At 45.6% G+C, this 12259-nt stretch carries 11 protein-coding genes; 10 read left to right on the forward strand and 1 reads right to left on the reverse strand.

What is annotated here, in order from left to right; all coding sequences use genetic code 11:
* Nucleotides 1-211 precede the first annotated feature (211 nt).
* The 9 genes from B5J93_RS12230 (at nucleotide 212) to B5J93_RS12270 (ending at nucleotide 10553) form a co-directional block, all read left to right on the forward strand.
* Nucleotides 212-1042: a phosphatidate cytidylyltransferase gene (locus tag B5J93_RS12230; RefSeq protein ID WP_079326627.1), complete on the forward strand. Its 831-nt coding sequence runs from the start codon at nucleotides 212-214 to the stop codon at nucleotides 1040-1042.
* Nucleotides 1042-2256, forward strand: a complete 1215-nt coding sequence (gene dxr / locus B5J93_RS12235) for a 1-deoxy-D-xylulose-5-phosphate reductoisomerase (protein WP_079326628.1) — start codon at nucleotides 1042-1044, stop codon at nucleotides 2254-2256. The genes B5J93_RS12230 and dxr overlap by 1 nt, the downstream gene beginning before the upstream one ends.
* A gap of 202 nt (nucleotides 2257-2458) precedes the next feature.
* Nucleotides 2459-3811, forward strand: coding sequence for an RIP metalloprotease RseP (gene rseP / locus B5J93_RS12240; protein WP_079326629.1), 1353 nt, complete (start codon nucleotides 2459-2461; stop codon nucleotides 3809-3811).
* Nucleotides 3812-4023: 212 nt separating this feature from the next.
* Entirely contained in the window at nucleotides 4024-6420 is a 2397-nt protein-coding gene (gene bamA, locus B5J93_RS12245; protein WP_079326630.1) for an outer membrane protein assembly factor BamA, read from the forward strand.
* Between the two features lie 2 nt (nucleotides 6421-6422).
* Nucleotides 6423-7382: a UDP-3-O-(3-hydroxymyristoyl)glucosamine N-acyltransferase gene (gene lpxD / locus B5J93_RS12250; protein WP_079326631.1), complete on the forward strand. Its 960-nt coding sequence runs from the start codon at nucleotides 6423-6425 to the stop codon at nucleotides 7380-7382.
* Nucleotides 7383-7434: 52 nt separating this feature from the next.
* The gene (fabZ, locus tag B5J93_RS12255) at nucleotides 7435-7923 is read left to right on the forward strand and encodes a 3-hydroxyacyl-ACP dehydratase FabZ (protein WP_420811414.1); all 489 of its coding nucleotides are present in this window, start codon (nucleotides 7435-7437) and stop codon (nucleotides 7921-7923) included.
* 12 nt (nucleotides 7924-7935) lie between these two features.
* Entirely contained in the window at nucleotides 7936-8709 is a 774-nt protein-coding gene (gene lpxA / locus B5J93_RS12260) for an acyl-ACP--UDP-N-acetylglucosamine O-acyltransferase (RefSeq protein WP_079326636.1), read from the forward strand.
* A gap of 204 nt (nucleotides 8710-8913) precedes the next feature.
* Complete coding sequence (locus B5J93_RS12265; RefSeq protein ID WP_079326633.1) at nucleotides 8914-10428, forward strand: sodium-dependent transporter; 1515 nt, start codon at nucleotides 8914-8916, stop codon at nucleotides 10426-10428.
* A complete protein-coding gene (locus B5J93_RS12270; RefSeq protein ID WP_078274910.1) occupies nucleotides 10425-10553 on the forward strand; it encodes a methionine/alanine import family NSS transporter small subunit in 129 nt (42 codons plus the stop codon). The genes B5J93_RS12265 and B5J93_RS12270 overlap by 4 nt, the downstream gene beginning before the upstream one ends.
* 207 nt (nucleotides 10554-10760) lie before the next feature.
* Here B5J93_RS12270 and nfuA read toward each other — a convergent pair whose 3' ends face one another.
* Nucleotides 10761-11384: a Fe-S biogenesis protein NfuA gene (nfuA, locus tag B5J93_RS12275; RefSeq protein ID WP_079326634.1), complete on the reverse strand. Its 624-nt coding sequence runs from the start codon at nucleotides 11382-11384 to the stop codon at nucleotides 10761-10763.
* 94 nt (nucleotides 11385-11478) lie between these two features.
* Between nfuA and B5J93_RS12280 the strand changes: the two genes are divergently transcribed.
* Nucleotides 11479-12259: bifunctional nicotinamide-nucleotide adenylyltransferase/Nudix hydroxylase (locus tag B5J93_RS12280; RefSeq protein WP_079326635.1), on the forward strand; the 781-nt coding region annotated here is incomplete at its 3' end.

The raw sequence follows: 12259 nt of genomic DNA on the forward strand, positions 1-12259 counted from the left end.
AAAGGTGCGTATTACGTACCAAATTTATGGTATTTTAAATTAAAGATTTTTAATATTTATTTTAGATTTGTCAATATCAAGATGAACTCATACTTGGCTATCAAGATTTAACGCAGGGCGAATTGCAATTCGCTCCTACAAATCGCTATAAGTGGCATTGATTGACAATGTATCAATGAAAATTTTAAACCTATAATAAAAAGGCAAAACTATGTGGCAACGAATAAAAACCGCAATCGTACTTGTGATTATCGTGGGCGTAGCGATGTTCGCCAGTCGTCAACCCTTTTTGTTTTTGCCACTTTTGACGGTCGGTACGCTCATTGCGTCCCATGAGTGGACAAAACTCATGCCAAAACGCAAACAGCCTGCTCAGTTTATCGCTCTGATGCTTGTGGTTACGCTTGTCAGTATTTTTGTGCCTGTCTCTTGGGTGGTGTGGTGGGTGCTGTCTTTTGGGATATGGCTTATGGCAACCAAATGGGTGCTTGTTTATCCCGCCCAAGAAAAATGGTACGGCAAACGCTTGTTTTTTATGGGGATTGTCATCTTGACCGCCAGCATTACCGCCATGTATAGTCTATGGCAAGTGTCGCCTTGGTGGCTCATGTATGTGTTTCTTTTGGTGTGGTGTGCCGATAGTGGGGCGTATTTTGTTGGGCGTAAACTTGGCAAACGCAAACTTGCCCCCAACGTCTCGCCCAATAAATCCATAGAAGGGCTGATTGGCGGTATCATCACGGCAAGCCTTGTGGCGGTGGGCGTGGGCTTTGGGCTAAAACTTGACACGGTGGCACTTGTTGCCTTTTTGGGCTTATCGGGCCTTACGGTACTGGCAAGTGTGCTTGGCGATTTGTTTGAATCCATGCTAAAACGCCGAGCAGGGATTAAGGACTCTGGCACCATTCTGCCAGGGCATGGCGGTGTGCTTGATCGCATTGATAGTTTGCTGTCGGCAACGCCTGTGTTTGCTCTTGGGGTCTTGGTGCTCGTGTATTTGGGTGTATTGCCTGCTCTTGGCGACTTAAAGGGGCTTTTGTGATGACGGCATTGACAGTACCATTAACAGTCCTTGGAGCAACAGGCTCAATCGGCGACAGTACGCTTGACATCGCACGCCTAGCAGGGTTGCCTGTGTACGCTTTATCGGGCTTTGGTCGCTTGGATAAGCTCTTTGATTTGTGCGTGGAGTTTCGCCCAAGCCGTGTCGGTGTGCCATCTGATAAGGTGGATGAATTTGCCAAGCGTTTAAAGTCGGCGAATCTTGCGATTGACGTGGTGGGCGGTCAAGATGGTTTGGCGGAGTTGGCAAGCGATAAAGAGGCGGGCAAAGTCGTGGCAGGCATTGTCGGCTCGGCAGGGCTTGGCTCTACCTTGTCGGCGGTTCGGGCAGGGCAGACGGTGCTACTTGCCAACAAAGAAAGCCTTGTCATGGCAGGCGAGTTGGTTATGAACACCGCACGCACGCACAACGCTGTCATTTTACCCATTGACAGCGAGCATAACGCCATTTTTCAATGCTTGCCAAAGGCGGTGCAAGACGACAATACCGCCATTCATCGCACCGAGTTTGGCATAAAAAAATTGTGGCTGACCGCAAGCGGTGGTGGATTTTTACACAAATCTTATGATGACATGAAAAACGCCACAGTCGCCCAAGCGGTCAAGCACCCCAACTGGAACATGGGGAGCAAAATCACGGTGGATTCTAACACTATGATGAATAAAGGCTTGGAGCTGATTGAAGCGTGTCATTTGTTCAATTTGTCCGAAAGCCAAATTGACATCGCCATTCACCCCCAAAGTATCATTCACTCCATGGCAGAATATGTGGACGGCTCTATCTTGGCACAGCTCGGTACGCCTGACATGAGAACGCCCATTGCTCATGCACTTGCGTACCCTGACCGCATGGAGAGCGGTGCTAAGTCTTTGAATTTATTTGACATATCCGCCTTGGAATTTATCCGCCCTGATAAGGATAAATTTAAATCCCTAACGCTTGCCCGTCATGCCATACAGACAGGCGGTGGGGCGTGTATCGCCCTAAATGCGTCTAATGAGGTGGCGGTATCGGCATTTTTGGACGGTCGCATTCGCCTGACCGACATCGCCGACACGGTGGAGCGTGTGCTAAATGACGATGAGCTAGGGGCGGAATTTGGCAGGCATTTTGATGAGTTGGACGAGATTTTGGCGTTGGATAAACGGGTGCGAGATAGGACGGATGTTTATTTAAGAAAATTAACGGATTGATTTTACATGATTTTTTTAAATTAAAATGTATTTTTTAAATTAAAATGCGTAGGGGTGATTTATTCGCCCAAATTTACCTAACTATCCAAAATTTTTAAACCAAATCCTTGTATTGATTAAAATTTATCATTTAACCATATTTCAAAAATCGGTAAATGTCGTGGCGAATACACCGCCCAAAAATTAAGAGAGCCCAAAAAGCATGACTGCTTTATATTTATTTTTATCCGCCTTGCTTGTCCTAACGCCCCTTGTCGCCTTGCACGAGTGGGGACATTATATCGTGGCACGGCTGTGCGGTGTGAAGGTGTTGACTTATTCTATCGGTTTTGGCACTCGGCTGTTTGGCTGGACAAGTCCCAAAACGGGCATAGATTATCGCATTTGTGCGATACCGCTTGGCGGATATGTTAAAATGCTGGACGAGCGAGAAGGGGACGTTGCCGAGCATGAGCGACATTTGGCGTTTAACGATCAGCACCCCTTAAAGAAAATTGCCATTGTGGTGGCAGGGCCTTTGATGAATTTTATCATCGCCATTGGGCTGTTTTTTGTGCTATTTTTACAGCCAAGCGAGCAGTTATCGACCAAAATCGGACGGATTATGAGTGATAGCCCTGCCCAAGCGAGCGGACTTATGGTGGGCGAGACGATACACGCCATTGATGGCAAAGACACGCCCACATGGGAGAGTGTGAATTTTGCCCTAGCTGACCGCATGGGCGAGCGTGGGGCGGTGGTTGTGGCGACCGATAAGGGCAAATACAGCGTGCAGGTCAATGACTTTATGCAAGGGGCGGACAAGGGCAAAGACCCACTCACCGCTCTTGGCGCGTTGCCTTGGCGACCTGACATACCGCCTGTGATAGGCTCGCTCACCGCTGACGGAGCAGGGGCGTTAATGGGGCTAAAAGCAGGCGATAGGATTGCCCATATTGACGGCAAAGAGATAAACGATTGGCTGTCTGCCACCGAAATTATCCAAAATAATCCCGAAAAATCGCTCACGTTTGGCATTGTCCGAGACGGGCAAAACATGGACATCAAGGTCATGCCCCGAGCGGTCAAGGTGGATAATCGCACGGTTGGACAAATTGGAGCAAGGGTGCAAGAGACTAAAATCACCGTTCCCGATGATTACAAAATGACGGTAAACCATACGCCATTAGAAGCCCTACAAAAATCCTTTATCAAGACTTATGATTTGTCCGTGATGACCGTGAAATCCATGAGTAAGATGATAACAGGGCTGATAGGGCTTGACAACTTATCGGGCCCGATTACCATTGCCGAAGTGTCAAAAGACAGTATCCAAATGGGCTGGGAGCAGGTGCTATCCACAGCAGGACTGATTAGTCTGTCGCTTGCCGTGCTAAATCTGTTGCCGATACCTGTGCTGGACGGGGGGCATTTGGTATTTTATGCTTATGAGCTGATTCGGGGTAAGCCCATGAGTGAGCGATTACAAATGGCAGGGCTACAAGTGGGCATGTTATTGTTGTTTGGTTTCATGGTGCTAGCCATTGGTAATGATATTAGCAGAATGTTTGGTTAAAAAGGTTTTTTGGCAAAAATTCCTTAATATTTACAGAAAATTTTGCAAAAAATGCGAATTTTACTTGCCAAATTTGCTTTTTTAGCTTAACTTACACCATATTTTTAAATTAATTTGCATTTTGTCATATTCAATCATCATCAATATACACTTGTAACAGAGCTTTTTGATGTTATTGCTGATGAGTTGAGTGATTTTGAGTGAACTTTATTATGCGTACTTCTTCTTTTTTGACTAAAACCCTAACCGCCTCAGTGATGATGGTCATGGCGACTACTGCTTATGCTGATGACATGGTCAGTAGTATTTCTTTTGATGGACTAAACCGAGTCACTCCGCAAAGTTTGGAGATGGCTCTGCCATTAAGAGCAGGTCAGGTACTCACCTCAGATGCGTTGGCAGACAGTATTCGTGCCTTGTATGCTACCGAGCAGTTCTCAAATGTACAGGCAGATGTTAAGGATGGGCGTATCGTGTTTCACGTGGTGGAGCGTCCGATTATCGCTGAATTAAATTTTGATGGCAATAAACTTATCCCTGATGATGGCTTAAAGCAAGGCTTGGAGAGTACGGGACTTGCGGTTGGTAATGTGCTAAAGCAAGCAACCATACAGACCTTGGAGAGTGAGCTTGAAAACCAGTACATCTCACAGGGTTATTATAATGCCGACATTGAAGTTAAACAGACCGAGCTAGACGGCAACCGCGTTAAGCTAGACATTAACTTTGTTGAAGGTAAGCCCGCCAAAGTTGTGGATATTAATATTATCGGGAATGAGCATTTTAGTGATGAAGAGTTAAAAGATGAGTTCGTGGTCAAGGATAAAAAATGGAATCCGCTGTCCAAAGCCGACCGTTATAGTCAAGAAAAACTAAATGCCAGTCTAGAAAATGTCAAAGCCAAATACTTAAATGATGGCTTTGTGCGTGTCAATGTTGATAATGCAACCCTAAACATCGATGATGAGAAAAAGAAAGTCTTTATTGAAACAACCATTGATGAAGGTGATCAGTATAAATTTGGACAAACCCAGTTTTTGGGCAATCCAACATATAGTACCGATGAGCTAAATGAGCTGGTGAAGTTTAAAGAGGGTGGCACTTATTCACAAAAAGAATTGGATGCAACCACTACTGATATCACTAATAAATTTGGTGATGATGGTTATTATTACGCCCAAATTCGCCCTATCTCACGCATTGATGATGAGACGCGTACCGTTGATGTAGATTATTATATCGATCCTGTGCGTCCTGTTTATGTTCGTCGCATCAATTTTACTGGCAATCTAAAAACCAAAGACGAAGTGTTGCGTCGTGAAATGCGTCAGTTGGAGGGGTCACTCGCATCCAACCAAAAGATTCAGCTGTCTCGTGCCAGACTGATGAGAACGGGCTTTTTTAAAGATGTTAAAGTTGATGTCAAACCTGTACCAAACAGTCCCGACCAAGTGGATGTTAATTATGTGGTCGAAGAACAACCATCGGGCTCATCAACCATTGCCGCGGGTTATTCTCAAAGTGGCGGTATGACCTTCCAAGTGGATTTATCTCAATCCAACTTTATGGGAACGGGCAACCGTGCTAATATGTCATTTAGCCGTTCAGAGACCCGTGATAATTACAGCCTAGGCATGACTGACCCTTATTTTACCGTCAATGGTGTTTCCCAAAGTGTTAATGCTTACTACCGTAAGACCAAATATGATGATAAAAATATCTCCAACTATGTATTGGATTCTTATGGGGGGAGCTTAATTTATGGTTATCCCATTGATGAAAAACAGCGTATTAGTGGTGGTCTTACCATTGACAAAACCAAAGTGCGTGGCGGTCAGTGGATGGGCATCTCTAACGTCAAACAGCTGTTAGAAGATGGTGGTAAGGCGGATATTGATACTAACGGTGTCAGCTTTACCAATGATTATACTACGTATGGTGGAGTGCTTGGATGGAGCTATTCTAGCTTGGACAAACCAGTATTCCCAACCAAAGGTGTGAGCCATAACGTTGATCTTAACCTAGGGTTTGGTGATGACACGTTCCAAAAAGTCAGCTACCGCCTAAACGCCTATTACCCATTATGGAAAGGTACGGTACTGCGTGGCCATGCTCGTCTGGGTTATGGCAATAACCTGCCATTTTATGAGAATTTCTATGCTGGTGGTTATGGCTCAGTGCGTGGGTTTGAGGGGTCATCACTAGGTCCATTGTCCCGTCATTATGCACGTGCAAATCAGGCAGGTGCAACCCGTGGCGAAGAAGTGGGTGGTAATGCATTGGCGACTTTTGGGGCGGAGCTCATCTTACCAGTGCCATTTAAAGGCGACTGGGCAGGCCAAGTGCGTCCTGTGTTATTCTTTGATGCAGGTCAAGTATTTGATACCACTAAGCTTGATAAGGAATTGGTGAATTTACCAGAAGTGGGCGTAAGCAATAACAACCTAACTTATATCGAACAGGATAAAGAGCTGCGTTATAGCGTGGGTGCGGGCGTGACGTGGTACACTCCAATTGGTCCAATCTCTTTGAGTTATGCTAAGCCGTTGAATGCCAAAGAAGGCGACCAAACAGAAAAAGTCCAATTTCAAATCGGTAGCGTATTCTAATCATGATTGATTTGGATAAACTTATCCATGCCATTGAGCGTTGCCAAGTGGTGTTAAATAAAGACGGCTTGGCAAATCGCCATGTGTCGATTAGCCGTGTGTCGGATTTGGCAGATGCTGATAAGGACAGTTTGGCATTTTTGGCAAAGGCAAGTTATCTGCCTGATTTGGTGGGAACTTGTGCAGGTGTGGTGCTGGTGTCGGAGCGATTTGCCGACAAACTGCCCGCTTTGTCCGATACCACTGTTATCCTTGTTAAAGATGCGTATTTGGCGTATGCGTCTGTCAGTGGCTTATTTGATTATCAAACTGATAACGGGATTCACTCTACTGCCATCATCTCACCCACTGCCACCATTGGTAAAAATGCCAAAATTGGGGCGTATGCCGTCATTGGCGATTTTGTGCAAATTGGCGATGATTGTCAGATTGGTTCGCACGTTAGTATCGCTCATCACTGTGTGATTGGCGATGATGTAGAGATTCATGCCCATGCCAGTATCGGCTCGGATGGTTTTGGCTTTGCTCCAAAAATGGGAGTGGACGGACTGTCTTGGCAAAAAATCCACCAGCTTGGGCGTGTTATCATCGGTCATCGTGTGCGTATCGGTGCCAATACTTGCATTGATAGGGGTGCGGTGGGCGATACCGTGATTGGCGATGACGTGATTATTGATAATTTGGTGCAAATCGCTCATAACGTTCATATCGGGCGTGGCACGGCGATTGCGTCCATGACAGGCGTGGCAGGCAGTACGCACATTGGGGCAGGCTGTATCATCGGGGGCGGTGTGGGCATTAGCGGGCATTTGACCATTGCAGACGGCACAACCTTGACAGGCAGAACCTTTGTCGCCCAAAGCATTGACAAAGCAGGCTCGTACTCATCAGGCACGACCGCCATGCCTACCCAAGATTGGCGTCGGGCAACTATTAAGTTTCGCCAAAGTGGGCAAAAGTGATTTTATTTAAACGGACGCATTCATGACAAATTCTACCCTAGACCTGGAACTGATGACCGATGGTGACCACGAACGCCTAACGGCTCAAAACTTGACCTTGCCATTTGGTTATCCTGTTATTAAACGGTATCTGCCCCATCGTTATCCTTTTATGCTCATTGACCGTGTTACGGCAGTGTCGGCGGACAACTGGATTACGGGCTATAAAAACATCACGATTAACGAAGAGCTGTTTAACGGCCATTTTCCTGATAATCCTGTCATGCCAGGGGTGCTTATGGTGGAGGCGATGGCACAGTTGTCGGGTATTTTGGGGTTTGTCAGTGCAGGGCAATCGTCCGAAGACGGCTATTTATATCTGTTTGCAGGCGTGGACAAAGTGCGTTTTAAAAAGCTTGTCAGCACAGGCGATACATTGGTGATTCGCTCAAAGCTTGTTACCGCCAAGCGTGAGATTTATAAATTTGAATGTACTGCTCATGTGGACGGCAAACTGGCGTGCAGTGCTGAGATTATGATTGCCCGTCAAAAGCTGGACTAAGTGGATAGCGTCATGAATATACATCCAACCGCCATTATTGACCCGAGTGCTGTCATACACCCAACCGTTGTGATTGGGGCGTATTGTATTGTGGGCAAAAATACCACGATTGGCGAGGACACCATGTTAAAATCGCACGTCATCGTGGGCGATAATACCACGATTGGCAAGCGTAATACCATTTTTCAATTTGCCAGCATTGGCGAGATACCGCAAGATTTAAAATTTACAGGCGAAACCACTTACCTGGAAGTGGGCGATGATAATACCATTCGTGAGTCTTGTACCTTTCATCGTGGCACGGCAGACGGTGGTAATTTGACCAAGATTGGCAACAACAACCTATTTATGGTAAACACCCACATCGCTCACGACTGTATGGTGGGCGATCACAACGTGCTTGCCAATAACGTGGGTGTGGCAGGTCATGCTCATATTGGTAATTATGTGATTGTTGGTGGTCAGACGGGTGTACACCAATTTTGTCGGATTGATGATTATGCGATGATTGGTGGGGCGAGCCTGATTTTAAAAGATGTCTGTGCCTTTACCACCGTATCGGGCAACCCATCCACAGTGCATGGGCTAAACAAAGAAGGCATGAGACGAAAAGGGTGGAGCAAAGAAACCATTGAGATGTTGGATAGAGCCTATGACGTAGTGTTTCGTTCTGGCAAAATCAAGGCGGACGTGATTGCTGAGCTGTCCACTTGGGTGGCGGATGAGCCAAAAGTGGCGTTGTTTATCGAGTCGTTACAAAATAGCAAGCGTGGACTGATTCGCTGATTATATGGTTTACAAATGTTATTATTAACCCATAATATTTTGTTATGGGTTTTTATTTTTTTATTTATTTGACTTTTTTAATTGATTCAATCAAACTATGCAGGACAAAATATTTTTACAAAATTTAACAGATTTGGCATAACAGATGACAATGGGTAAATTCCCCATTAAATGGAGTTGCCAAAACATTAACAAGGAGCAATTATGTCCACACAACGAGAAAGTTGGTCGGCACGCTCAGGCTTTATTTTGGCGGCGATTGGGTCGGCGGTAGGCTTGGGCAACATTTGGCGTTTTCCTTATGTGTCCTATGAAAATGGTGGTGGGGCGTTTTTTATTCCCTATCTCATTGCTTTGGCAACCGCAGGGTTTCCCTTGTTGTTTTTGGATTATGTCGCAGGGCAAAAATACCACGGAGCTCCACCTACCGCTTATCGGCGAATGATTAAATCAAAAGAAATCGTGGGCTGGTGGCAGGTGCTGGTGTGTACCGTCATCGGGATTTATTATGCGTCCGTGTTGTCATGGGCAGGGCAATACACCCTATACGCCTTTGGGCAACAGTGGGGCGATGACCCGCAGACGTTTTTCTTTGAGCATTATTTGCAAAATGGCTCGGGGCTAGATTTTGGCATTGTGCCTAGTCTGTTTATCGGGGTGGCTATCGTCTGGGCGTTGGTGCTGTTTATCATGTATGGCGGTATCCGAAAAGGCGTGGAGCTTGCCAATAAAATCTGCATTCCGCTCCTTGTTATCATGTTTACCATCATGGTCGTGCAAGCGGCACAGCTAAACGGTGCGTCCGCAGGTCTAAATGCCTTTTTTACCCCCAACTGGGAAAAAATGGCTGACCCTAAGGTCTGGCTTGCCGCTTACGGACACGTCTTTTTCTCCATGTCTATCGGCTTTGGGATTATGGTAACGTACGCATCTTATTTAAAGAAAAATGCCAACTTGACAGGCTCAGGATTGGTGGTGGGTTTTGCCAACTCATCGTTTGAAGTCATGGCAGGCATTGGCATTTTCTCGGTGCTGGGCTTTATGGCAACTCAGTCGGGCGTGCCTGTATCAGAAGTGGTATCGGGTGGTATCGGCTTGGCGTTCATCGCTTTTCCAAAAATCATCTCTAACATGGGCGACGCTGGCACGCTCATTGGTATTTTGTTTTTTGGTTCGCTGTTTGTGGCGGGTGTTACGTCCATGGCAAGTATCCTACAAGTACCAATCTCAGCGGTTAAGGACAAATTCGGCTGGTCGCACAAAAAAGCGGTTAGCGTGGTCGGTGGTGTATCGGCTCTCATCTCATTGGCTCTGTTTTCTACCAAAACGGCGATTACCTTTGTGGACGTGATTGACCATTTTGCCAATAATATCGGCGTGGTAACAGGGGCGATTTTGTCCATTATTTGGGTAACGTGGTTCAACCGTCCTGTCATGGATAAGCTCATGAACCACATCAACGCCATTTCTAGTGTAAAAGTGGGCAAGGGCTGGGCATTTATGCTGACCATTGTTACGCCCATTTCGCTCATCGTGGCGTTGGTGCTAAGCGTGTTTTCACTGGTTACTAAGGGCTATGACAGCTATGATTTGGCAACTCAGCTTATCTTTGGTTGGGGTGTGGTGGCAGTGTTTGCACTTGGTTCATTCTTATTGACAAAAGCACCTGCTCACGCCACACATCATCAGCATAAATCCATAGAAGGAGAAAACGCATGAACGGTACCGCATTAGCAGTCATGGTGGTGGCTTTATCTATCGTTTGGGGTGGGTTGATATTATCTATCATTCACTTAACCAAAAATCCCGACATTGACATGGATAAAGTGCCAAGCGATCATTAACCATTAGAGTAAAAACGGCAATGATAAGTTGCCGTTTTTTAAGGTAAATTTATTTAACATAATCCATTTTGATTTTTAAAATTTGGTATTTTGGGGTGTGGGAGTGAATTACGTTCGCCCAAAATCAACACCTTTTAAAAGGCTAAATATCAAAAAAGACAGGGTATTAAAAAGGGCAAACCCATGCCCTTTTGTATTATCAATCAATTATTTATAATATGCATTTTCGGTTTTGGTGTGGTCGGTTTCGTCAATGACTTGGGTCAGTTCGGGAATTTGTTGTTTGAGCTGAACTTCCACGCCTTGACGCAAGGTAACGTCCACCGCACTGCACCCTTGACAGCCACCGCCAAATTTTAGCACGGCAGTTTTGCCCGCATCATCTTCGATGACTTCCAAAAGCTCCACATGACCGCCATGACTGGCAAGTTGGGGATTGATTTCAGATTGCAAGACATAAGTAATCCGCTCTTCAATGCTGGCATTTTCGCCCACTTGGGGGACTTTTGAGTTGGGGGCTCTAAATGTCAGCTGACCGCCAAAACGGTCTTTGTTATAATCAATCACCGCATCATGCAGATAAGGAATGCTCGGTGCGTCAATGTGAGCGACAAATTTGTCATAAGGAATTTGCAAATCGTCTTCGTCAATCTCATCGGGCTGGCAGTAGCTCATACAGCATTCGGCTCGGGGTGTGCCTGCGTGTTCCACAAAAATACGCACGCCAATGCCGTCCACTTCCTGCTTGGCAAGCAGTTCTGCCAGATAGTCCTGGGCGTTCGGCGTGATGATGATGTTACTGTTTAATGGTTCGTTTTGCAAATCACTCATGGTAAAAACTCAATAATAAAGATAAAAAATTTATGCTTTTATGATAACATAATCGCTTTTATCAAGTCTAATTTTTTAAATAATAGGATTTAACATGGCTCAATTTGATTATTTGGTGTTTATCGGGCGGTTTCAGCCGTTTCATCATGGGCATGAATTTGTCGTGCGTGAAGCCCTAAACCGTGCCAAAACCGTCATCATGCTTATCGGTTCGGCAAATAGCCCACGCACCATTAAAAATCCGTTTAGCTTTGATGAGCGTGAAAGCATGATTTTAAAAGCCTTTGATAATGACAAAGCCGACAGCGAGCGGATTATTTGTATACCCATTGATGATACGCTCTATAATGACCATAAATGGCTACAAAACGTCCAACAAGCGGTCTCATTCATCACGCAAAACGAACCCGCCAAGATTGGTATCATCGGACATACCAAAGACGACAGTTCGTATTATTTGTCGTTATTTCCTGATTGGGGTTTTGTTGATCTGCCCAGTTTTGAAAATCTGTCCGCCACACCGCTAAGACGGGCGTATTTTTTAGATGAACGCCTAAAAAATGGCGATGATTGGCAAGATAAACTGCCTGCCCCGAGCGTGGCTTTTTTACAAAAATTTGCCCAAACGGACGATTTTACTCATCTGCAACGTGAATACCGCCATGTCTTAGATTATCAAAAGGCGTGGGAGCCTGCCCCATATCCGCCTGTATTTGTAACGGCAGATGCGTTGGTGGTGCAGGCAGGTCATGTGCTACTTATCGAGCGTGGGGGCGAGTATGGGCGTGGGCTGTATGCGTTGGCGGGCGGATTTTTGGATAAAGATGAGAGCCTGCTTGACTGTGCCTTGCGTGAATTATACCAACCGAACTTAA

Source organism: Moraxella equi (assembly GCF_002027555.1).
Lineage (GTDB): Bacteria > Pseudomonadota > Gammaproteobacteria > Pseudomonadales > Moraxellaceae > Moraxella > Moraxella equi.

Excerpts from the sequence above, each read along its gene's own strand:
- B5J93_RS12230 (WP_079326627.1), top strand. The coding sequence starts at position 212 with ATGTGGCAACGAATAAAAACCGCAATCGTACTTGTGATTATCGTGGGC.
- dxr (WP_079326628.1), top strand. The coding sequence starts at position 1,042 with ATGACGGCATTGACAGTACCATTAACAGTCCTTGGAGCAACAGGCTCA.
- rseP (WP_079326629.1), top strand. The coding sequence starts at position 2,459 with ATGACTGCTTTATATTTATTTTTATCCGCCTTGCTTGTCCTAACGCCC.
- bamA (WP_079326630.1), top strand. The coding sequence starts at position 4,024 with ATGCGTACTTCTTCTTTTTTGACTAAAACCCTAACCGCCTCAGTGATG.
- lpxD (WP_079326631.1), top strand. The coding sequence starts at position 6,423 with ATGATTGATTTGGATAAACTTATCCATGCCATTGAGCGTTGCCAAGTG.
- fabZ (WP_420811414.1), top strand. The coding sequence starts at position 7,435 with ATGACCGATGGTGACCACGAACGCCTAACGGCTCAAAACTTGACCTTG.
- lpxA (WP_079326636.1), top strand. The coding sequence starts at position 7,936 with ATGAATATACATCCAACCGCCATTATTGACCCGAGTGCTGTCATACAC.
- B5J93_RS12265 (WP_079326633.1), top strand. The coding sequence starts at position 8,914 with ATGTCCACACAACGAGAAAGTTGGTCGGCACGCTCAGGCTTTATTTTG.
- B5J93_RS12270 (WP_078274910.1), top strand. The coding sequence starts at position 10,425 with ATGAACGGTACCGCATTAGCAGTCATGGTGGTGGCTTTATCTATCGTT.
- nfuA (WP_079326634.1), bottom strand. The coding sequence starts at position 11,384 with ATGAGTGATTTGCAAAACGAACCATTAAACAGTAACATCATCATCACG.